General features: G+C 68.9%; 18 protein-coding genes. 8 read left to right on the plus strand and 10 right to left on the minus strand.

Translation table 11 applies throughout. The features are described 5' to 3' along the window. The first annotated feature begins 19 nt into the window (after positions 1-19). Complete coding sequence (locus BDK89_RS11180) at positions 20-931, plus strand: rhomboid family intramembrane serine protease (RefSeq protein ID WP_133869024.1); 912 nt, start codon at positions 20-22, stop codon at positions 929-931. 89 nt (positions 932-1,020) lie between these two features. Further along, entirely contained in the window at positions 1,021-2,055 is a 1,035-nt protein-coding gene (locus tag BDK89_RS11185; RefSeq protein WP_133869025.1) for a GGDEF domain-containing protein, read from the plus strand. A 3-nt stretch (positions 2,056-2,058) separates the two neighbouring features. On the opposite strand, the gene BDK89_RS11190 is transcribed toward BDK89_RS11185, so the two are convergent. From BDK89_RS11190 to BDK89_RS11200, 3 genes are all read right to left on the minus strand, one after another. Beyond that, positions 2,059-3,336 (minus strand): MFS transporter, encoded by a 1,278-nt coding sequence (locus BDK89_RS11190; RefSeq protein WP_133869026.1) that lies wholly within the window; start codon positions 3,334-3,336, stop codon positions 2,059-2,061. Between the two features lie 28 nt (positions 3,337-3,364). Continuing rightward, the gene (gene uvrA / locus BDK89_RS11195; protein ID WP_133869027.1) at positions 3,365-6,247 is read right to left on the minus strand and encodes an excinuclease ABC subunit UvrA; all 2,883 of its coding nucleotides are present in this window, start codon (positions 6,245-6,247) and stop codon (positions 3,365-3,367) included. A gap of 114 nt (positions 6,248-6,361) precedes the next feature. Then, on the minus strand, positions 6,362-7,267 hold the full coding sequence (locus tag BDK89_RS11200; RefSeq protein WP_133869028.1) for a TIGR03564 family F420-dependent LLM class oxidoreductase: 906 nt from the start codon (positions 7,265-7,267) through the stop codon (positions 6,362-6,364). Positions 7,268-7,326: 59 nt separating this feature from the next. Between BDK89_RS11200 and BDK89_RS11205 the strand changes: the two genes are divergently transcribed. Further along, the gene (locus tag BDK89_RS11205; protein ID WP_208294043.1) at positions 7,327-7,989 is read left to right on the plus strand and encodes a protein-L-isoaspartate(D-aspartate) O-methyltransferase; all 663 of its coding nucleotides are present in this window, start codon (positions 7,327-7,329) and stop codon (positions 7,987-7,989) included. A gap of 24 nt (positions 7,990-8,013) precedes the next feature. On the opposite strand, the gene BDK89_RS22145 is transcribed toward BDK89_RS11205, so the two are convergent. Beyond that, entirely contained in the window at positions 8,014-8,685 is a 672-nt protein-coding gene (locus BDK89_RS22145; protein WP_208294044.1) for a hypothetical protein, read from the minus strand. A 121-nt stretch (positions 8,686-8,806) separates the two neighbouring features. On the opposite strand from BDK89_RS22145, the gene BDK89_RS22150 reads away from it, so the two are divergent. The 3 genes from BDK89_RS22150 (at position 8,807) to BDK89_RS11220 (ending at position 13,163) form a co-directional block, all read left to right on the plus strand. Further along, positions 8,807-9,946 carry a sensor histidine kinase gene (locus BDK89_RS22150; protein ID WP_208294045.1) on the plus strand — a complete coding sequence of 380 codons (1,140 nt, stop codon included), beginning with the start codon at positions 8,807-8,809 and terminating at the stop codon, positions 9,944-9,946. Next, complete coding sequence (locus BDK89_RS22155) at positions 9,943-10,569, plus strand: response regulator (protein ID WP_208294046.1); 627 nt, start codon at positions 9,943-9,945, stop codon at positions 10,567-10,569. The genes BDK89_RS22150 and BDK89_RS22155 overlap by 4 nt, the downstream gene beginning before the upstream one ends. A gap of 86 nt (positions 10,570-10,655) precedes the next feature. Beyond that, entirely contained in the window at positions 10,656-13,163 is a 2,508-nt protein-coding gene (locus BDK89_RS11220) for an SCO7613 C-terminal domain-containing membrane protein (protein ID WP_133869029.1), read from the plus strand. Positions 13,164-13,261: 98 nt separating this feature from the next. Here the strand turns inward: BDK89_RS11220 and uvrB are convergent, their stop codons facing one another. After that, complete coding sequence (uvrB, locus tag BDK89_RS11225) at positions 13,262-15,307, minus strand: excinuclease ABC subunit UvrB (protein ID WP_133871068.1); 2,046 nt, start codon at positions 15,305-15,307, stop codon at positions 13,262-13,264. Between the two features lie 160 nt (positions 15,308-15,467). On the opposite strand from uvrB, the gene BDK89_RS22160 reads away from it, so the two are divergent. Then, positions 15,468-16,100 (plus strand): hypothetical protein, encoded by a 633-nt coding sequence (locus BDK89_RS22160; RefSeq protein ID WP_208294047.1) that lies wholly within the window; start codon positions 15,468-15,470, stop codon positions 16,098-16,100. Positions 16,101-16,162: 62 nt separating this feature from the next. Here the strand turns inward: BDK89_RS22160 and BDK89_RS11235 are convergent, their stop codons facing one another. The 4 genes from BDK89_RS11235 to BDK89_RS11250 form a co-directional block, all read right to left on the minus strand. After that, positions 16,163-17,992 (minus strand): metallophosphoesterase, encoded by a 1,830-nt coding sequence (locus BDK89_RS11235; protein ID WP_133869030.1) that lies wholly within the window; start codon positions 17,990-17,992, stop codon positions 16,163-16,165. Between the two features lie 277 nt (positions 17,993-18,269). Beyond that, positions 18,270-18,590: a hypothetical protein gene (locus tag BDK89_RS11240; RefSeq protein WP_133869031.1), complete on the minus strand. Its 321-nt coding sequence runs from the start codon at positions 18,588-18,590 to the stop codon at positions 18,270-18,272. Positions 18,591-18,662: 72 nt separating this feature from the next. After that, positions 18,663-19,253, minus strand: coding sequence for a gamma-glutamylcyclotransferase family protein (locus tag BDK89_RS11245; protein ID WP_133869032.1), 591 nt, complete (start codon positions 19,251-19,253; stop codon positions 18,663-18,665). 11 nt (positions 19,254-19,264) lie between these two features. Continuing rightward, positions 19,265-19,906 (minus strand): lysoplasmalogenase, encoded by a 642-nt coding sequence (locus BDK89_RS11250; protein WP_133869033.1) that lies wholly within the window; start codon positions 19,904-19,906, stop codon positions 19,265-19,267. 26 nt (positions 19,907-19,932) lie between these two features. Between BDK89_RS11250 and BDK89_RS11255 the strand changes: the two genes are divergently transcribed. Next, a complete protein-coding gene (locus BDK89_RS11255) occupies positions 19,933-20,997 on the plus strand; it encodes a GNAT family N-acetyltransferase (RefSeq protein ID WP_133869034.1) in 1,065 nt (354 codons plus the stop codon). Here BDK89_RS11255 and coaE read toward each other — a convergent pair. Beyond that, positions 20,924-21,589, minus strand: coding sequence for a dephospho-CoA kinase (coaE, locus tag BDK89_RS11260; protein WP_133869035.1), 666 nt, complete (start codon positions 21,587-21,589; stop codon positions 20,924-20,926). The two genes, BDK89_RS11255 and coaE, sit on opposite strands and share 74 nt — an antisense overlap. Between the last annotated feature and the right edge of the window lie 11 nt (positions 21,590-21,600).

The raw sequence follows: 21,600 nt of genomic DNA on the forward strand, positions 1-21,600 counted from the left end.
CAGGATACGGTGAGTGCCGATGTCGCAGTACTTTGCATCAGCGTTCCGCCGTCGCCCGAACGATGGATGGTTCAAGGCGGGCAACCTCTCCTTCACCACGGTCGACCTGATCTGTGCCGTGGCCGTGGCCACGATGTTCATCTACGGCATCCTCGGCGCCTCGACATGGCTCGAACTGGTCTTCTTCCCGCCGGCGGTGCGCGACCTCGAGATCTGGCGCCTGGTCACCTGGACGACGGCGACCCAGCCCGACTTCTGGCCACTCCTCGGCATCGTCTTCTTCTGGATGATCGGCCAGGACGTCGAGGCGATGATGGGTCGCAACCGGTTCCTCGGTTGGTTCCTGACCATCACGATCGTTCCGGCGCTGATGATGACGTTCCTCGGCCTCGTGAACGACACCCTCGATCGCACCACCGTCGCGAGCGGCCTCCAGTCGGTCTTCCTGGCGGCGATCTGGGTGTACGCCGCCACCTACCCGAAGGTCCGCTGGTTCGAGGTCGTGCCGCTGTGGGGCGTAGCGGCGGTGTTCACCCTGCTCAATGTCCTCCGCTACAACGGCGACGGCCAGCGCGGCATGGTGGTGCTCACGATCCTCGTGGTGCTCGTCTCGCTGACGGCGGCACGATCGCTCGGTGCAGCGACGGGATGGGAGATCCCGCACATCCCGCTGCCGGCCACCGGCAAGCGCAAGCCGTCCGGCCCCGTCCGCTCCTCGAAAGGCAAGGTGCGCGGCAAGCGACGCGACACCCCGACCGTCGTCGACGGCCCGTGGAGCACCCCGACGGCACCGGCCGCCAACCCACAGGAGACGGCCGCCGCCCAGGCCGAACTCGACGCCCTGCTCGACAAGATCTCGGCCGGTGGCCTCGATTCACTTTCGGCAAATGAAAAGCGTCGTCTCAACGAGTTGTCGAAGCGGTTGCGATAACGACACGTGGTGTGACAGAACCGTTGTGATTTGATCAAGGTGTGTCAGATCGGTTCAAAGTTGGTGCGTATTCCGTCGATACTCGGGATATGACCACGTCGTCACCCGCCTCGACCTCGTCGTTCGATGTCCTCGCCGGATCGGACTCCGACCCGTTGCTGGCCGCCGCCCGCGCCACTGCTGATGCCGTCGACCGCGACGACTACGGCGTGCTCGTGATCGTCGTCCGTCCGAACGACGACGACGTCAAGGTCGTCTCGGGTGGTGGGACCGGCGTGCTCCGCGCCGCAGTCTCCGTCGCCGTCGCAGCCGGCAACGACCGGGTGTGGCGCGACGCCCCGCACGGCGACACCGCCGAGTGTCCGGTCAGCGTCCTCCCCGAGGTCATCACGGCCTCGGCCGACGCTGCCGGGGTGCACGTGGCCCACACCGGCTGCGTTCGGCGCGACGGCCATCTCGACGCCGTTGCCATCTTCTTCGAATCGTGGCGAGGCGTGGCCGACATCGCCGAGCGCCGCCGGGTGCTGGCCGAGCTCGAACACGCCTCCCTGATCGCTGCCGACCAGCGACAGGTCGCCGCAGAGCGTGCGGCCGCCGCCGCTCCGATCGTCGACGTCGAACCCGAGTCGGACGAGCGGACCTGGGACGCCTCCGATCCCCGCCTGGACGCCGTCACCGGCGTGCTCGCCGCGGACGTGTTCATGGAAGGCTTCGACGACTTCGAAGGCGACGACGCGACGATGATCATGCTCGACCTCGACCACTTCCAGTCCGTTGCCGACGAGCACGGGCAGGACGTGTCCGACGCCATCCTCCGAGAGACGGCCGACCGGCTGGTCCGTGAGCTCAGCCCGACCGACGTGATCTCGCGTATCGGGCACGACCGGTTCGTGGTCCTGCTCGGCGACGTCGCCCGCTCCGACGTGATGATCGTCGCCAAGCGCCTGCTGGCCGCGGTGTCCACGCCGCTGCCGTCCGACGGCGGCCCCGAGTCGGTCACGGCCACGGCCGCCCTCGCCTACCAGGACGGCCTGGTCGACCTCGAGGAACTGTACGAGTCAGCCGAGTCGGCCGTCGTGAGCGGCAAGCGCTCGGGCGGCGGCAAGCTGGTCCTCGCCGCCTGACGGTCACGCTGCCGGCGTCACACCGGCCGACCGGAACCGGGCCTGGGTGAGCCAGGCGTAGACCAGGATCGCTCCGGCCACCACGGTCGCGATGTCGGCGAGGATGTGGTAGCCCCAGCCCTGCTTCACGAAGCCGGACGCAAATGCGGCGACCGCGCCGCAGAGGCTGAGGGTCAGATCGCCCGTTCCCTGCGCCTCGACGCGCGCTGAGACGGGCACCGACGCCGTGAGGAGCGTCGTGCCGCCGATCAAGCCGATGTTCCACCCGAGGCCGAGCAAGAACAGTCCGAGGAAGATCATGGCGGGCACGTAGCCGGCGACGACGGCGGCGACCGTGCCGGCACCGAGCACCACGGCCCCGTACTGGATCGCCCGCACCGCGCCGACGCGCCCGACGAACCGGCCGACGAGCGGCGCCAAGCCGAACATCCCGACGATGTGGACGGCGATGACGTAGGCCGACAGGTCGCTGTGACCGTGATCTTTCATGTGGGGTGGCGTCATCGTCATCACCCCGACCATCGCGGCCTGCGAACCCGCCATGGCGATCAGACCGAGCATGGCGCCCGGCGAACGTCGGATCTCCCCGTACGACCGGCGAACTTGCAGCAACGGGCGTGATCGTTCGGCGTCGGGGTCGACCGCACCCGTCAGCTCGAGCGGATCGGGCCGGAGGAAGAACACGTAGATCACCGCGCTGAGAGCGAACAGCGCCGCCGCGAACAGGTACGGGCCGATGTACTGGTCGAGTCCGAGCCATTCGCCGAAATCCTGTTCGAACGGCGACAGGATCGGCCCGCCGACCGCTCCCAAGGTGCCGATCCAGACGATGGCACCGATCGCCTTCGCCCGGTCGGGGTCGGGCGCCAGGTCGGCAGCGACATAGCGACCCTGGAGGGTGGCCGATTGCCCGGCACCGAAGAACGCCATCCCGATGATGAAGAGCCAGAACCACCGGAGCTGTCCACCGGTGGCGGCCACGAGCGCACCGGCGGCTCCGATGAACAATGCGGCGGCGAGGGGCGTCCGCCGTCCGCGCCGTCGCATCGCCGCCGACAGCGGGATGGCGGTGATCGCAGCGCCGGTGGTGAACGCGGCGCTTCCCATGCCGGCGAGCCGGTCGGATCCCAGCATGTCTTTGGCGAGCAGCGACACGACGGCGACCATGCCTGCCACGGCGGCGTTGCCGGGCACGACGGCGAATCGCAGCACGTTCAGCGTGCGCCGCTGCTCGTCTCGATAGGGGGTGACCGCCGGGTCGGCGGAGGTCGGCGTCGTCACCGCACCACTGTGCCAGACGGGCCCGCGCTCAGTCGGCGTCGGTCGGCAGCAGGTCGCGAAGGAACCGGCCGGTGTGGCTCGCCTCGATCGCCGCGATGTCTTCGGGGGTGCCCTCGCCGACGAGGGTGCCGCCTCCGCTGCCACCTTCGGGGCCGAGGTCGATCAGCCAGTCGGCGGTCTTGATCACGTCGAGGTTGTGCTCGATGACGAGCACGGTGTTGCCCTGGTCGACGAGGCGCGACAGCACCGTGAGCAGGCGCCGGACGTCGTCGAAGTGCAGACCCGTGGTCGGCTCGTCGAGCAGGTAGATCGTGTGACCGGTCGAACGCTTCGCCAGTTCGGTCGCGAGCTTGACGCGCTGGGCCTCACCACCCGACAGGGTGGGTGCGGGTTGCCCGAGGCGGACGTAGCCGAGGCCGACGTCCATCAAGGTCGCCATGTACCGGGCGATCGACGGCTGGTTCGCGAAGAAGTCGACCGCCTCGGCGACCGGCATGTCGAGCACGTCGGCGATGTTCTTGCCCTTGAACTCGATGTCGAGGGTGTCGCGGTTGTACCGGGCGCCCTTGCAGACCTCGCACGGCACGTACACGTCGGGCAGGAAGTGCATCTCGATCTTGATCGTGCCGTCGCCGGCGCACGCCTCGCAGCGCCCACCCTTGACGTTGAAGGAGAATCGTCCGGGCTGGTAGCCGCGGACCTTCGCCTCGTTGGTGGCGGCGAACAGCTTGCGGATGTTGTCGAACACGCCCGTGTACGTGGCCGGGTTGGAGCGCGGCGTGCGCCCGATCGGCGACTGGTCCATGTCGATGACCTTGTCGAGGAACTCGATGCCGTCGATCCGCTTGTGCTTGCCGGCCGGCGTCTTCGACTTGTAGATCTTCTGCATCAGGACCGGCAGGAAGATGTCGCGGACGAGGGTCGACTTGCCCGAGCCCGACACGCCCGTGACGGCCACGAAACAGCCGAGCGGGATGTCGATCGTCAGGTCCTTGAGGTTGTGTTCGCGGGCACCGTGGATGGTGACCTTCTCGAGCTGCGGTGGCCGACGCTCGGCCGGGACCGGGATGCTCTTCTTCCCGGCGAGGTACTGCCCGGTGACCGACTCCTTCACCCGCTCGATGCCCTTGACCGGGCCGCTGTACACGACCTCGCCGCCGTGTTCGCCGGCGCCGGGACCGATGTCGACGATCCAGTCGCTCTCGCGGATGGTCTCCTCGTCGTGTTCGACGACGATCACGGTGTTGCCGAGGTCGCGCAGGCGTGTGAGGGTGTCGATCAGGCGACGGTTGTCGCGCTGGTGCAGGCCGATCGAGGGTTCGTCGAGCACGTAGAGCGTGCCGACCAGGCCCGAGCCGATCTGGCTGGCGAGGCGGATGCGCTGCGCTTCGCCGCCGGCGAGGGTGCCGGCCGAGCGCGAGAGCGTCAGGTAGTCGAGGCCGACGTCGAGCAGGAAGCCGAGTCGGGCGTTCACCTCTTTGGTGACCCGCTCGGCGATGAGGCGATCGCGCTCGGACAGTTCGAGCGCGGCGAGGAACTTCGCCGACTCACCGATCGACAGGTCGCAGACCTCGGCGATGTTCTGGCCGCCGACGGTGACCGCCAGCGAGTACGGCTTGAGCCGGGCACCGCCGCAGGCGTGGCAGGCGACTTCGCGCATGTAGCCCTCGAACTGCTCGCGTGAGTAGTCGCTCTCGGCGCCTTCGTGGCGGCGCTTGATCCAGGGGATCACGCCCTCGTACTCGGTGCTGTACGTGCGCTGGCGTCCGTAGCGGTTCTTGTACCGCACCGTCAGCTTGCCCTTCGCCCCGTACAGCAGGACCTTCTGCTGCTTCTTGGTGAGCTCACCCCACGGCGAGTCGAGGTCGATGTCGTTCGCGACGGCGACGGCGTCGAGCATGCGGGAGAAGTACTGGGTGTGCGAGCTCCGCCACGGCGCCAGGGCGCCATCGGCGACCGACACGTCGGGGTCGGGCACGACCAGTTCGGGGTCGACCTCGAAGGTGGTGCCGAGCCCGTCGCAGGTCTCGCAGGCGCCGTATGGCGAGTTGAACGAGAAGTTGCGGGGCGCAGGCTCTTCGTAGCTGGTGCCGCACACCGGACACGCGAGGTGCTGGCTGAACGTCAGCGTCTCGGCGTCGTCGTCATCGTCGCGCGACACGAGTTCGACCTCGGCGACGCCGTCGGCGAGTTGCAGTGCCGTCTCGAGCGAGTCGGTGAGGCGGCGCTCGATGCCCTCGCGCAGCACGAGACGGTCGACGACGATCTCGATCTTGTGTTGCTCGTAGCGAGCGAGGCGCTCCTCGCGTTCGAGGAACTCGTCGATGACGACGGTCTCACCGTCGATGCGTGCACGGACGTAGCCCTGGCCCGAGAGGTCGGCGAGCAGGGTGTCGTACTCGCCCTTGCGGCCACGAACGACCGGCGCGAGGACCTGGAACCGGGTGCCCTCGTCGAGTTCGAGGATGCGGTCGACGATCTGCTGCGGCGTCTGGCGCTGGAGGCGCGTGCCGTCGTTCGGGCAGTGCTGCACGCCGATACGGGCGTACAGCAGGCGCAGGTAGTCGTAGACCTCGGTGATCGTGCCGACGGTCGACCGAGGGTTGCGGCTGGCCGACTTCTGGTCGATCGAGATGGCGGGCGACAGGCCCTCGATCACGTCGACGTCGGGCTTGTCCATCTGGCCGAGGAACTGGCGTGCGTACGCGCTCAGCGACTCGACGTAGCGGCGTTGACCTTCGGCGTAGATCGTGTCGAACGCCAGCGACGACTTGCCGGACCCGGACAGTCCGGTGAACACGACGAGCTTGTCGCGCGGCAACTCGACGTTGACGTTCTTCAGGTTGTGCTCGCGGGCGCCGCGAACTTCGACGATCGGCCCCGAGGGGGTGCGGTTCTTGCGGGGAGCCATGGGTGTTCCAGGCTACCGAGCCGCGCAACGGCGCCCGGCGGGCGCATCGGTTTCCATCACTCGGGTGACGCTACCACACCGAATCGAACACCCGTACGATGTCGTTCGCCGTGGTCAGACAAGGCTGCGGAGCATGTCTCGGGTGTTGCCCGCCTCGTCCGGGTCGCTCGAGAATTCGACGGCCGCGAAGTCGGTGACGCCGATCTCGGCGAGCGCGCCGATCCGGTCGCGACACTCCTCTGCCGATCCGGCGATGACGATGTCGGCGGGGCCGGCGGCGCCTTCGCGGTCGAGCATGGCCCGGTAGCTCGGCAGTTGGCCGTAGATGGCGAACACGCCGGCGGCACGCTCCTGGGCCGACGCGACGTCGTCGGTCACACAGACCGGCAGCGCTGCGATCACCCGCGTCGAGTCACGACCCGCCGCTTCCGACGCTGCCCGCAGCGTCGGCACGGTGTGCGAGCCGAGCGTGTTGGGCCCGGTGCACCACGTCAGCGTGCCGTCGGCGAGGTTGGCGGCCACCTTCAACATCTGTTCGCCGAGTGCCGCGATCACGACGCCCGGACGCTGCCGGTCGACGATCGACAGATCGCCTCGTGACGTGAACACCTCGCCGGCGAAACGGCCGGATCCGGTCTCGAGCAGCGGCATCATCGCCTCGAGGTACTCGCGCATGTGGCGGACCGGCTTGTCGAACGGCATGCCCCACATGCCCTCGACCACCGGCTGATGGCTGAGGCCGATGCCGAGCGTCAGGCGGCCGTCGGCGATCGAGTTCACCGTCAGGGCCTGCTGAGCCAGCATCATCGGATGCCGCGGGAACGTCGGGACGACGCTCGTGCCGATCTCGATCCGTGGCACCTCGTGCGCCACGACGCCGAGCGCCGTGAGCGCGTCGTGACCGAAGATCTGCGGCACCCAGAAGCTGTCGAAACCATCGGCTTCGGCCTGCTTCGCCCCGGCCAGCACCTGGGCCACGGTTCCGTCGTTGATCGCTCCGTCGAAGATCCCGATTCGCATTCCGGCGACCGTAGTGCCGGGTCGACCGATCCGCCGCACGCAACTAGCGTGAACGTCACGTGAGCGACTTCGAGCAACGCCGCCACCTGATGGTCGACCGGCAACTCGTCGCCCGCGGCGTCGACGACGTCCGAGTGATCGAGGCGATGCGACGGGTCCACCGCCACGACTTCGTCCCGGCCTCGCTCGTCGATCGGGCCTACGACGACACGCCGCTGCCGATCGGACACGACGTCACGATCTCGCAGCCCTACATCGTCGGCTTCATGACCCAGGCGCTCGAACTCCACCCGGGCGACCGCGTGCTCGAGGTCGGCACCGGTTCGGGCTACGCCGCCGCCGTGCTCGCCGAGATCGCCGACCAGGTCGTGACGGTCGAGTCGATCGCACCCCTCGCCGAGCAGGCTCGGGAGCGCCTCACCGCCTGCGGCGATCGGATCGAGGTGGTGTCGGGCGACGGATCGGTCGGCCATCCGGCCCGAGCGCCGTACGACGCGATCGTCGTCACGGCCGCCGCCCCCGACATCCCTCCCCCGCTGCTCGACCAGCTCGATCACGGGGGACGCCTGGTCCTGCCGGTCGGCGACGGGGTCGAACAACTCGTGCGGGTCCGACGGACCGATGAGGGAGACGTCCACGAACGACTCCTCGCCGTTTGCTTCGTCCCCCTCACCGGCCGGTACGGACACGGCGGAGACGGACACCGTTCCGGGGCACGTTGACGGGCGCGCCCCGGCCGGCTGCCGCTACGCCGTATCGGGGCTCCGCCGCCCGCGAGCAGTGATCAGTGCCAGCGCACCGAGCATGAGCGACGCGACGCCGACCAGGGCGGTGGCCGACACGCCGTCCGGTCCGGTCGGTGGCAGGCAGTCGCCGACACACGGCGGCTGCTGGCCGCCGCTCGGCGACGTCGTCGTCGAACCGACCGCCGCCGTCGTGGTCGTCGAGCTCGTCGTCGAGTCCGCCACCGTCGTGGTCGTCGTCGAGTCCGCCGTCGTGGTCGTCGTGGTCGTCGTGGTCGTCGTGGTCGTCGTGGTCGTCGAGTCCGCCACCGTCGTGGTCGTGGTCGTCGTCGACGACGGGATCGTGCCGCCCGGCCAGCAGACCGGATCGTCGACGGGAATCACGATCGGTTGCGACAGGGTCCCGTCCGAGGTGCTGATGACGACCTCCACGGTGTCGCCCGGGAGTTGATCACTCGACAGCGACGTGACCTCGGTGTCCGACTCCTGCCCGTAGGTCCAGTCGACGACGAGGAACCGGGCGGCTTCGAACGAGCTGCACCGCACGTCGACGATCTCGAGGATCACGGGCGGGCCGGCGAAAGCGCCGCCGGGGGCCACCACGACCACGAACGCGGCGATCGTGGCGACGATCAGCCGGACGAAGGTGTCGGGGCGTCGGATTGTTGCGGGCATGGTTCTCCTTCGATCGTCCGCCGTCGGATCAGTCGTACCCGACGCCACACCGGCGGCGCATCGGTCACTTGACCGATGCGATGGCCACCGACGCCGCCCGGCGATCGGCAAGACTCGTCGCGTGCCCCACACGCCGACGCTCTACCCGACGGGCCGGACGGTCCTGCGTGCGTTGGTGATCGCCCGCTGGCTGGCGCTCGCGTGGATGATCGGCATCGTCGTGTTCGACCACGGCGAGCTGCGGCACCCGGCGGTGGCGTGGGTCGCGGTGATCGCGACATTCGCGCTCACCGCGGCGAGCACCTGGCTGGTTCGCACCGCACCCGAACGCCTCGCCGGCACCACGTTCGTGTCGTGCGAGGTCGCGCTCGCGCTCTCCCTCAGCATGATCGACGGCTACGTCTTCGAACCCGGCCACGTCTTCGGCACGACCCAGAGCATCGCGACCCAGTGGCCGTTGCTCGCGATGGCGTCGGCCGGCGTCGCCTTCGGCCCGGTGATCGCCGCCCTGCTCGGCGCGCTGGTCGGTCCGGCCGAGTGGATCGGCGCGATCCTGAACGGGTTCGACGTGTTCGTGCCGCGCCAGATCGTGTCGTTCGTCGCCACGAGCATCTTCTTCGCAGCGGTCGGCTACGTCGTCGGATGGCTGGCACGGCAACTTCGCGCGGTGGAGGGCGAGATCGCCGACCGTCGCGCCCGCGACGAGGTCGGCCGGGTGCTGCACGACACCGTGCTGCAGACGCTCGCACTGGTCCAGCGGCGCACCTCGTCGACCGACCCCGATCTGGCCGATGCCGCCCGCCGCGCCGACCGCGACCTGCGCGCCTACCTGTTCGGGGCGTCCAGCCGTTCCACGGCAGATCTGGAGAGCCGAGTCCGAACCGAGGTCGAACGGGCACGGACGGGCCACACGACTCCGGTGACCGTCAGTGTGCTCGACGACGGCTGCCGGCTCGACGAGCACGCCCAGGATCTGGTGGCACGAGCGATCGCCGAATCGGTCGCCAACGCGCTCGAGCACGCCGAGGCGAGTCGGGTGGTCGTGTTCGTGGAATCCCAGCCCGACGGCCACGTGTTCGCGAGCGTGAGCGACGACGGTGTCGGGTTCGACCCTGGGGCTCCTCGGACATCACACGGGCTCGACCGTTCCGTCATCGGACGGCTCGAGGAGATCGGCGGCGCCGTCGAGCTGACATCCTCATCGGAGGGCACCGAGGTCTGCCTGTGGAGCCGCGCCGACGCGCGAGGATCGTCGACGTGACGGCAATCCCGATCCGGACGGTCCTGGCGGACGACCACGAACTGGTCCGATCCGGGCTGCGTGGCGAGTTGGGTGGCGGGTTCGAGATCGTCGGGGAGGCCGACGACGCCGAGGGGGCGATCGACGTGATCACGGCACGTTCCCCCGATCTCGTCGTGTGCGATCTGCACATGCCCCGCGGTGGCGGGCTCGCCGTCGTGCAGCGCTGCGCCACCGTGTGCCCGATCGTGATCCTCACGGTCAGCGAGGCCGAGCGCGATCTGCTCGATGCCGTCGCGGCGGGCGCTGCCGGCTATCTGCTCAAGACGACGCCGGTCGACGAGCTCCGGGACGCACTCGCCGCCGCTGCTTCGGGCGAACCCGTCTTCTCGCCGTCGCTCGCTGCGCTCGTGTTGGGCGAGTTCCGGCGTCTCGCCAAGGCCGCGGACGCCGACCCGCTCACCGAACGGGAACGCGAGGTGCTGCAGTTCGTCGCACGCGGCAAGACCTACAAGGAGATCGGCGTGGCGCTCGAGATCTCGCCGCGCACGGCCGAGAACCACGTCCGGAACATCCTCGGCAAGTTGCACCTGAGTCGGCGGAGCGACCTGGTCCGCTACGCCGTCGAACACGGCCTCGACTGACCCGACATTCGACCGCGGATCCCCTAGGGGCTCCTAGGGGATTGTGCGGATATCGCCGATCGTCGGGTTGCTCGACGATGGGTTGCATGAACTGGCCCGCTCCCGAACTCCTGCCGCCTCCACCGGCCCCACCCGAAACGCCGGCGCCCGAACGCAGCGACAGCGACGACGATCGCCGTGCCCGCTCGGGTCTGCCCGCCGCGACGTGGATCGCCCTCCTCGGCGGGGCGCTCGTCCTCGTCGCAGCGGCCTCGGTCGTCGTCAGCAGTTGGGACACGATCGGACGCACCGCCCGGGTGCTCGGGTTGATGCTGGGGACCGGCGGCATCCTGCTCGCCTCGGAACGTCTCCGACGCCCGGCGCCGACGACGTCGAACATCGCCGCTCACGTCGGCACGGTGCTCGTCGGCAGCGTCGGCATCGCCTCGCTGTCGCTCTTCGGCGTCACCTGGCCGGGATGTCTGCTCGCAGGCGGCGTGCTGGCGTGCGCTGCCGCGACCTGGCAGTTCGACCGTTGGCGACCGCAACTCTTCGGTGCCGTTCAGGTCGGCGCCATCGCGCTGGCCTCGGTCGGTGTCGCCGATCTGACCGGCACGGCCGGCGGGGTCGTCGCCGCGCTGGTCGCACTGGCCTGGCTCGCAACCGGCGCCGAACGTCGTCCCGCCGCACTCGCCCTGCTGGCCGTCGTCTCACCGGCCCTCACCGCTCTCGCCGACGCAGGTATCGGTGCCGGCACGTTCGAACGGGCCGGGCTCGTGGGCGCCCGGCTCGGCTGGTCGGGCCCGACGGTCGGGTTGCTCGCTGCGATGGTGCTGGCCGTCGTCGCACGACGTCGAACCGACGACGGGCTGATGGTGGCAGCCGCCGCGTCACCGATTCTCGGCATCGTCACCGGCTTGGCGACCGTCGACTCGTCGACACTCGCCTGGTGGTGCCTGCCAGCGTTCGTGGTGCTCGCAGCCGAGATCGCGATCCGGATGCTGCCCGCAGGCCGTGCCGGATGGGTCGCATGCTGCGACCGCGTGGCGGCCGCCATCGCCGGCACCTCGTTGCTCGCTCCCGTCGTCGTCGGCGAGTTCGACCTCGGCACCTCGCTCGCCGCCCCGTGGGCGGTGCCCGCCGCGCTGACCGCGTTCGCCGTGCTGCTGCCGACCGTTCGCTGGCATCGGAGCGACCATCCCTTCGTCGATCTCGGCACCGCCGCCGTCGCCGCACTCGTCGTCGCGACGGTCGCCGCCTTCGACACACCCCCGATGATGCTCGCCGGCACTGCTGTCATCGCCGCAGCAGTCGCTGCATTCATGAGCCGCCGTCTGCATCGGCTGGCGGTCTACGTCCCGGCCGGCTGGGCGCTGTGGGCGACCGCCCCGATGACCGACGTCGTCGGCAGCGTCACCTGGTGGGTCGCCGTTGCGTTCACGATGATCACCGGGTCGATCGTCGTCGCCGCCCGAGCACGGGTCGCAGCCGATGAACGGCCGACCGGCTGGATCGAGATGACCCTCGCCACGCTGGCGCTCGGCTCGTTCTCGATCGTCTTCGTCGACGGGCACGCCTGGACGGCATGGTTCTCCGGCGTCGTGGTGGTGGCGACGGCGTTCGCCCTGGTCGAGCCGCGCTGGACCACGCTGCAACTCGGAGCGATCGCCACCGTGGGCCTGGCCACGTCGACGCCGACGCTCGGGACGGCGGGTACCGACGAACATGCGTGGGTCGGCTGGGTCGTCGCGACGATCGGCCTGCTCGCCGTGTCGCTCGGCCGACGCTCGCAACTCGCCGCACACGCAGCGGCGGCGTCGAGCGTGGTCGCCGTCGCCGCCTACGCAGCCGGTGCCGGCGTGACCGCCGAGCAGGCGGCCCTCGGTTCGATGATCGCGGTCGTGCTGTTGACCGGGACGGCGATGGCGCTCCAGCGCCGTTCTCCGATCGACACGGCGGCGATCACCGCCGGTGTTCTCCTCGCCCTCGTCGGCACCGTGCCGATCGACGGCGTCTGGATCTCCGGCATCTGGGTGGTGCTCGGACTCCAGCTGACGACCTACGGCGCAGCGATGCGACAGCCGACCCTGACGGCGGGTGGTGCCCTCGTGACCGCCCTGGCCGGCGTCAGCTTCGTGTTCACGACCGATCTCGACGACTGGGTTCGCGAGCTGGTCGAGCCGGCCGACGTCACGGTCGGCGATCTGTGGATGTTCGCCACGACTGCGGTGGCGCTCGCCGTCGGCTGGGCGTTGCGCCGCACGGCGGGCATCAACAGCTGGCTCGCCTACGCCGCGGGGCTCTCGATCGGCGGGCTCTGGCTGGTCGGCGTCCAGATCGAGCGCAATCCAGTGTGGGCGCTGCCCGCCGCCGTCACCCTGGGCGTGGCCGCGGCAGCGCTCGGCGCCTGGCGGCGACTCGCTGCTCCCCTCGTGATCGGCACGGTGATCACCGCAACGACCACCTTCGTGGCCATGGGGTCCGATCTTCGAGCCGTCCCGACCTGGACCTGGCTCGCTGTGGGTGGCCTCACCCTCCTCGGCGTCGCCGTCCTGATCGAACGCACCTCCCAGCACGGCACCACCCTGCGCGACCTGATCGACCGCTGGGACTGACGTCGGTCGGACGAGGTCGGATGGGGTCAGACCCCAACCGACGGGGTCGGTCGGATCGTCACGACCCCGAAGGTCGGTTGGGGTCTGACCCCATCCGACTATTCGGCGTCGCGGAGTTCTCGGCGGAGCTCGTTGATCTCGTCGCGGAGCTTGGCGGCGTACTCGAAGCGGAGTTCGGCGGAGGCCTCGTGCATCTCCTCTTCGAGGGTCTGGATGAGGCGGCCGAGCTCCTGCTGGGGCAGCGACTTGAGCTCGCGCTGCACCTTGTCGCGCTCGCGCTGGCGACGACGGTCCTTGCCCGGCAACGGCGCCGTGTCGTCGGGACGCAGCATCGACAAGATGTCGCCGACCGCCTTGCGGACCGTCTGCGGGTTGATCCCGTGCTCCTCGTTGTAGGCCAACTGCAGCTGCCGGCGACGCTGCGTCTCGCTGATCGCCCGCGTCATCGAGTCGGTCATCTTGTCGGCGTACATCACCACCTGGCCGGCCACGTTGCGGGCCGCACGACCGATCATCTGGATCAGCGACGTCTCCGAGCGCAGGAAGCCTTCCTTGTCGGCGTCGAGGATGCACACCAACGACACCTCGGGCAGGTCGAGACCCTCACGCAACAGGTTGATGCCGACCAGCACGTCGAACTCGCCGAGACGCAACGCTCGCAAGATCTCGATGCGTTGGATCGTGTCGATGTTCGAGTGGAGGTACCGGACCCGCAGCCCCTGTTCGAGCAGGTAGTCGGTGAGGTCTTCGGCCATCTTCTTGGTGAGCGTCGTGACCAGCACCCGCTCGTCTTTCGAGATGCGGTCGTTGACCAGCTCCATCAGGTCGTCGATCTGGCCCTTCGTGGGCTTCACGATCACCTCGGGGTCGACGAGACCGGTCGGCCTGACGATCTGCTCGACGACGTTCGACGACACCCGCAGCTCGTACTCCCCCGGCGTCGCCGACAGGAACACCGCCTGGTTGATGCGCTCCAGGACTTCTTCGAAGGTGAGCGGCCGGTTGTCTCGGGCAGAGGGCAAGCGGAAGCCGTGGTCGACGAGGATGTCCTTGCGGCTGCGGTCGCCCGCGTACTGGCCGTGCAACTGCGGCACGGCGACGTGGCTCTCGTCGATGACCATCAGGAAGTCGTCGGGGAAGTAGTCGAGCAGGGTGAACGGCGGCTCGCCGTAGTCGCGCCCGTCGATGTGCATCGAGTAGTTCTCGATGCCGTTGCAGTAGCCGACCTCGCTCATCATCTCGAGGTCGTACTGGGTGCGCATGCGGAGGCGCTGCGCCTCGAGCAGCTTGCCCTCCTCCTCGAACCGCTTGAGCTGCACCTGCAGCTCGTTCTCGATCTTGCCCATGGCCACGGCCATCCGCTCGTTGCCGGCGACGTAGTGCGTGGCCGGGAACACGATCGCCCGCTTCATCTCCTCGAGCGTCTCGCCGGTGAGCGGGTCGATGCGGGTGAGCCGATCGACGGTGTCGCCGAACATCTCGATGCGCAGCACCGACTCCTCGTAGGCCGGGTGGACCTCGATCGTGTCGCCGCGCACGCGGAACTTGCCGCGGCCGAGCGTGGCGTCGTTGCGGTCGTACTGCATGTCGACCAGGCGGCGCAGGATGGAGCGCATGTCGTAGTCGACGTCGACGCTCAGATCGACGAGCTGGCCCTTGTACTCGTCGGGGTTACCCATGCCGTAGATGCAACTGACGGACGCGACGACGATCGTGTCGCGACGGGTGAGCAACGCAGCGGTGGCGGAGTGGCGGAGTCGGTCGATCTCGTCGTTGATGGACGAGTCCTTCTCGATGAAGGTGTCGCTCGACGGGATGTAGGCCTCGGGTTGGTAGTAGTCGTAGTACGAGACGAAGTACTCGACCCGGTTGTTCGGGAAGAAGTCGCGCATTTCCTGCGCGAGCTGGGCGGCGAGGCTCTTGTTCGGGGCGAGGATCAGGGTCGGCTTCTGGACCTGCTCGATGGTCCAGGCGATCGTGGCCGACTTGCCCGAGCCGGTGATGCCGAGCAGCGTCTGGAACCGTTCGCCCGAGTCGATGCCCTTCGCCAGCCCCTCGATCGCCTTCGGCTGGTCGCCCGACGGCTCGAACTCGGACACGACCTGGAACGGACGCTCCTCCGCGATCGGTTGCGCCACGGGCATCGCTGCGAGTTCGGGCGGGATGGTGGTGTCGGACACGCCGATCAGCCTACCGCCTCCCCATCCATCGACGAACGCACGTTCGCTCGACCGGTCGTGTCACTCTCATTGAATTTGGGTCGACGGCGAGCCCGATCGAATGCGAAGGTGGGGCATGCGACGGATGTCCACTGCCCTCCTGATCACCGGTGCGATCGTTCTCGGCGCCTGCGGCGGCGATGACGAATCGAGCGAAGCAGCCGACGAGTCGTCGGCCGAGGAACCCGCGGCCGACGAACCCGCCGTCGACGAACCCGCCGCCGACGAACCCGCCGCCGACGAACCGGCGGCCGAGGAACCCGCGGCGGAACCCGCCGACGAACCCGCCGAGGAACCCGCGACGGAGCCCGCCGACGAGCCCGCTGCGCCGTCGGGCGGCGGCTCGGGGACGGCGACACTGACGCTCGACAACGGCGAGACCTTCGAGTTCGGGGTGCTGTGCACGCTCGAACCGCAGGAGGCCGCCGGTTCGGAGATCGTGTTCACCGCCACGTCGTACGACGACCCGGGTCTCGACATCACCCAGTTCGGGGCGGAGGGCTCGGGAACGGTCACCGATGTCGCGACCGTCTCGGTGTACGACGGTTCGTACAACACCTTGTGGGAGGCGAGCAACCTCTACGAACCGTTCGGTGGCGGCGTCGAGCTCTCGCTCGACGGTTCGACGATCAACGGCACCGGCACCTTCTTCGCCGACGGCGACCCGGTGACCAACCCGGACGGGGTGGCCGGCACCGTCGAAGCCCGCTGCGGCTGATCGACCGATCGTCCCGGCTCCGGCAACGGCGCCGGAACCGGGACGCTCGCGTCGAGCGGCGCTCAGTCGAGCGTGAACACGTCGAACACGTACGGCTCCGCGTTCGGGTCGGTGGTGTCGAGCACCCAGCTCGTCACCTCACCGGTCTCGGAGTCGATCGCCGTGAACGCCGTGCGGTCGTTCGAGAACACGAACGGCAGCGCGACACCCGCATCGTTCGTGTCGGGCGCGATCGACGGCACGATCGCCTCGAGACCACCCGGGTTGCCCTGGGCGACGTAGTCGTCGGCGTTCCACGGTGCCGGGGGCACCGGGCGGCTGCGGCCCGACAGTTCGTGGTAGGCGCCGTAGCTGTTGCCGACGTTCGAGGTCTCGATGTAGTTGACACCGTTCTCCGACTCGAACCGATTCCACAGGTGGCTGTGCCCGTTGTGCACCAGGTCGACGACGCCGCTGTTCTCGAGCAGCGGGCTGACATCGGTGAGCAGCATGTTGCCGTCGGCCGGGTAGTCGTAGCGGATGCCGATCAGGTTGCCGGCCTCGTCGTACTCCTCGACCTGCTGCGGCTCACCGAAGTGCGGCATGACGTTGTCGCCGAGGCCCTGGGGGCCCTCGTGCATCATGACGACGACGTAGTCGGCCTGAGCGGTCTCACGACTCGACAACTCGTCACGCAACCAGTCGTACTGAGCGGAGTCGACCGCCAGTGACACGAACGGGAAGCTGCCGTGCCCCTGGGCGAGTGGGTCGTCGAGGTTGGCGGCTGCCTCCTGATAGCGGGTGGTACCGGTCCGCGTCGACGGGTCGACCTGGACACTCGGGCTCCGCCAGATGCGGGTGCTGAACAAGGTGATCAGGCGGACGTTGCCGACGTCGGTGGCGTAGTACTGCTCACCGGCCGGGCCGTCGGCGGGCAGGGTGAAGATCTCCTCGTAGGTCGTCGTCGACCAGGAGTTGTCCTCGATCCACTGCTCGCGAATCGCCGGGTCACCGGTGGGATTGACGTCGGCGGCGACGGTCTCGTAGACCTGCTCGGCGACGTCGCGCGGGACCGGCGAGTTGAACGACGCGTTGAGCGACGTCATGCCGTCGATGCGGCCCTGCACCTCGTGGTTCCCGATGGCCGGATAGATCGGCGCGTTCTGCAGGATCTCGCCACCGGTGTACACGTTGCCGTTGCTCGCCGAGTACTGCGCGGTGCCCTGCAGGCCGGGGAAGAAGGCCTTCTCGTTCGTGGCGTCGAACCACTCGCTGGCGCGGTCCGGCACGTTCACGAGGTCGCCGGCGAAGAAGACGGCGTCGATGTCGCCGAGCAGCGTCGACGCCCACTGCAGGTTGGCCGGCGTGTTGTTCTTCTGCTGGTGATCGCTCGTGAGCAGGATCGTGGCACCCTCGTTGCGACCGAGTTCGTCGTCGAGGTGGTAGATCGGCGAGTACACCGCTTCACCGTCGACCAGCGAGACGACCCGGTAGTCGCTGCCGTGCTGCGGGTGCACGCCGGTGACGCGGGCCTCGTGGCGGTACACGGGCCGTTCGACGATCCCGTCCGACGGTGCCGGCTTCTCGGCGATGGCCGACGACGCGTCCTCGGCCGTGCGCGACATCCGGAACGAGTCGGCGGCGTGCAGCTCGATCGAGCGGCCCGGGCGGTCGGTCGGCATGGTGTCGCCGAGCCGTTCGAGTTCGGCGCGGCTGCCGGTGATGACGTAGTGGGCCTCACCGGCCTGTTCGGTGAACCAGACGACGGAGACCTCGCGGTGTCCGGGCATCTGAAGGAACGGCTGGGTCAGCAGCGCGGTGTCGTGGTCGCTGGCTCCGGCGAAGCCGGGCAGCGCGGCGGTGACGAGGGTGCCGGCGACGAGTCCGGCGCCGATCGTGGCGGATTTGAACATGGGTGGTGTCTTCCCTGTGACGTGGTGGGCGGGTTCTCGACACCCCCGCCGGGCGCGGTGGATCCGGGCGCGACACGTCGGGTCGTTCGAGCCGTGCGGACCGAGGTCCGTCCGGAAGCGAGCGATGACGACGCTGAGGGGTGCCGCACGAGCCGGATCCTGACTCGCGCGACGCCACCGTAGGACGGTGGCGGATCGCTTGACCACACCCTCGATCCGAGTTCGCCGACTCTCCATTGCGTCGTCACCGGGCGGTCACCCGGTCGTCGCGATCGGGTCAGTCGTCGTGATCGTGGTGGTGGCGTTCGTTCGCCGGGGCGTCGCTCGCGCGCCGCACCAGTTCGACGTGGTTGGCGACGATCTTGATCTCGTCGCCGTCGTCGAACACCCGACCCTCGAGCCGGCCGCGCACGGCGATCCGGTCACCCGAGAAGAGTCGGATCGCGAAGTCCCCCACCGCGCCGAACGAGTCGAACTCGACATTGTCGAATCGACCACTCTCGTCATCGTGCACGCGGACCTTCACCACCACCCGATTCCCCTCCCCCGGGCGGAACGGCCGCTCGCGCACCTCCCCCACCATCTGCACGGTATTCACCCGCACCATGTTCGTGGGACGGCCGCCGGAACGCAAGGGACCGTACGACACGGGTGGGTCAGACCATCTCCGTCAGGGTTCGCGGAGTCGGTGGCGGAGTGGGACGCTGTCGCGGCGCATGGCGACGATCGGGATGTCGGGCGGCGGGGTCGTGCGGCGGTAGCGCTCCTGCTCGCCGTCGCCGAGCTCGGCGAACGCGCCGTCGACGAGATCCCAGTAGCGGCGCTCGACGGCGGCCTCACCCCGGTCACGTGCCGCCTCGTAGTGCTCGATCGGCGCACGTTGCGGCACGTAGGTGACGATCCGGCCTTCGACCGGTCGTGCGACGTCGGTCAGATCGGTGACGTCGACTCGGTCGTAGTTCCGTTCCCGGGCGTCGAGCGACGGCAGTTCGTCGTCGCCGACCCATCCGATGACGCCGTTGGTCATCTCGTCGTCGGCGGCGGCGATGCCGAGTGCGACGATCGTCCACTCTCGTGTCGAACCGTCGTGCTCGTCGGCCCGTCCGACGAGCGACATCACGCCGTAGTTCCAGCGCCGTCCGTACCCCCGCAGAACCGCCGGATGAAAGTCGACACCGCGGTGGAACGCTCGGCCGAGCGTGTGCCCGAACGACTCCGGACTCACCAGTGACCCGTACCCGAACACCCAGACGCCCGACATGGGTTCCGAACCTAACCGGTCGCGAGGCCGACGATCAGCAGCGCCTGACCGACGTGATACGGCACCATGATCGCAAGGCGACCGCCGGGGAGCGGCCCGACGAAGCGTCGGTGCCCGAGCACCCAATCGCTCACGGCGAAGAGCATGCCGCCGACCGCAGCGACGATCAGGCCGGTCGCCCACGAGGTCACCACCATCGCGGAGATGACGGCGGCGTAGAACACGACGGCACCGCCGAGCACCCGCCCACCGTGCGCGACCGCGCCCGGCAGTGTCCGGGTCGCGAACCGGTAGCCGAGCAGGCCGGCGACGAACACGAGGCCGGGCACCGCCCACGCCCAGGAGAAGCCGAACGAAACGGCGGCGACGGCATAGGCGAGATGGCCGACGGCGAACGCTCCGAGACCGGCCATGAACGCTCCCTCACCGTCGCCGAGCAGCGCCGTGTCGCCGACGACACCGAACAGCGCCCCGATCACCAGCCACACGCGCACATCGCTCGCCGGGTCGCTCAACGTCGCGGCGGTCGCGACGAGGAGTGCCATCGTCAACGGCTTGGCGACCAGCTCGACCGATCGGCGCTCGCGTGCCACCGCCCACCAGTCGATCACGGCGACGACGGCGGCGAGGGCGAGGAACACGGAACCGATCACGACGAAGCAGGCTACGAGCGGCTTGAATGAAGCCGATGGCGGCGTTCCGACTCGAGACCGAACGACTGGTGATCCGTCCGCTCGCGAGCCGCGACGTCCCCGAGTTCGTCCGCTACCGCAACATCGACGACGTCGCCCGGTATCAGGACTGGCCGCTCCCCTACACCGCCGACCTGGCCGACGAACTCGTCGCCGAGGTCGAACGGCTCGGCCGGCCGACCCCGGGCCAGTGGATCCAGCTGGCGATCGATCACGAGCATCACGTGGTGGGCGACTATGCGATCTGGCTCGACGGCGAGGGCCAACTCGCCGCGATCGGCTACACGGTGGCGCCCGAGCAGCAGGGCCACAACTACGCCGTCGAGGCGACACGAGCCGTCGTCGAGTGGCTCTTCCTGGAGGCCGGCGTGCATCGGGTGACCGCCACGATCGACCCCGAGAACGTTGCGTCGGCCCGTGTGCTCGAACGCTGCGGATTCGAGCACAACGGCACCGTTCGATCGTCGGCACTCGTGCGAGGCCAGTGGGCCGACGACACCCGGTTCAGCCTGCTCCGCCCGGCGTGGGAGAAGTGGCGCAACCGCGACATCGGCGCTCCCGACACGATCGAGCTGATCGAGGTCACCCACGACAACATCCACGACGTCTGTCGAATCGAGGTCTCCCAGAGTCAGCGTCGATACGTGAGTTCGGTCGCCCAGTCGATCGCCGACGCAGCGCACCCGCCGGTGCGGGACGGGGTCGTCTCACGCCCCTGGTATCGGGCGATCGTCGCCGACGACCAACTCGCCGGCTTCGTCATGCTCGCCCTTCCCGACGACGCCCATCCGGCACCGTGCCTGTGGCGGCTGCTCGTCGACACGTGGTACCAGCGTCGCGGCATCGCCCGGCGGACGATCGCGCTCATCGCCGACATGCTGACCGAACACGGATGCGATCGACTCGACGTCAGCTTCGTCGACGAGCCGGGCGGGCCCGAACGGTTCTATGCGCAGCTCGGATTCGAGCGCACCGGCGTCATCGACGACGACGGCGAAGTGTGGGCATCAGCCAATCTGGACGAGATCGTCCGACGCGTCCGCGGAGCATGACCAACTGACGCCACAGCTCGTCGACCTCACGGCGCAACGCGGCTTCGTCGCCGGAGTTGTCGACGACGTGGGTCGCCCGCTCGAGCCGCTGCTCGCGTGAGATCTGGCTGGCGATCCGGTTCCGGGCGTCGGCTTCGTCCATGCCGCGGAACTCGACCAGCCGCTGCACTGCGACATCGGGGTCGATGTCGACGACGATCGTGGCCGCGATGTCGTCGCGCGGGTTCTCACCGAGAAGCGGGAAGTCGAGCACCACGATCCGGTCGGTGTGTCGCTGCGCCTCGATCTGGCGCTTGATCTCGTCCTGCATCGCCGGGTGGACGATGCCGTTCAGGTCGGCGAGGGCCTGCTTGGCGTCGGGCGTGTCGCCGAAAACGACCGCAGCGACGGCCGCTCGATCGAGCGAACCGTCGCTGCGGATGATCTGATCACCGAACCGCTCGGCCATGCGGTCGAGCACCGGCGAACCGGGCGACTGCAGGTCTCGGGCGATCTGGTCGGCGTCGACGATGACCGCACCGTGCTCGGCCAGGATGGTCGAGACGGTGGACTTGCCCGCGCCGATTCCTCCGGTCAGCCCGACCAGGAGCATCGGCGCTACGA

The sequence above is a fragment of the Ilumatobacter fluminis genome, assembly GCF_004364865.1.
Lineage (GTDB): Bacteria > Actinomycetota > Acidimicrobiia > Acidimicrobiales > Ilumatobacteraceae > Ilumatobacter > Ilumatobacter fluminis.

Bases quoted from the DNA above. Each gene is read 5' to 3' on its own strand.
- BDK89_RS11180 (WP_133869024.1), top strand. From the start codon at position 20: ATGTCGCAGTACTTTGCATCAGCGTTCCGCCGTCGCCCGAACGATGGA.
- BDK89_RS11185 (WP_133869025.1), top strand. From the start codon at position 1,021: ATGACCACGTCGTCACCCGCCTCGACCTCGTCGTTCGATGTCCTCGCC.
- uvrA (WP_133869027.1), bottom strand. From the start codon at position 6,247: ATGGCTCCCCGCAAGAACCGCACCCCCTCGGGGCCGATCGTCGAAGTT.
- BDK89_RS11200 (WP_133869028.1), bottom strand. From the start codon at position 7,267: ATGCGAATCGGGATCTTCGACGGAGCGATCAACGACGGAACCGTGGCC.
- BDK89_RS22145 (WP_208294044.1), bottom strand. From the start codon at position 8,685: ATGCCCGCAACAATCCGACGCCCCGACACCTTCGTCCGGCTGATCGTC.
- BDK89_RS11220 (WP_133869029.1), top strand. From the start codon at position 10,656: ATGAACTGGCCCGCTCCCGAACTCCTGCCGCCTCCACCGGCCCCACCC.
- uvrB (WP_133871068.1), bottom strand. From the start codon at position 15,307: ATGCCCGTGGCGCAACCGATCGCGGAGGAGCGTCCGTTCCAGGTCGTG.
- BDK89_RS22160 (WP_208294047.1), top strand. From the start codon at position 15,468: ATGTCCACTGCCCTCCTGATCACCGGTGCGATCGTTCTCGGCGCCTGC.
- BDK89_RS11235 (WP_133869030.1), bottom strand. From the start codon at position 17,992: ATGTTCAAATCCGCCACGATCGGCGCCGGACTCGTCGCCGGCACCCTC.
- BDK89_RS11245 (WP_133869032.1), bottom strand. From the start codon at position 19,253: ATGTCGGGCGTCTGGGTGTTCGGGTACGGGTCACTGGTGAGTCCGGAG.
- BDK89_RS11255 (WP_133869034.1), top strand. From the start codon at position 19,933: ATGAAGCCGATGGCGGCGTTCCGACTCGAGACCGAACGACTGGTGATC.
- coaE (WP_133869035.1), bottom strand. From the start codon at position 21,589: ATGCTCCTGGTCGGGCTGACCGGAGGAATCGGCGCGGGCAAGTCCACC.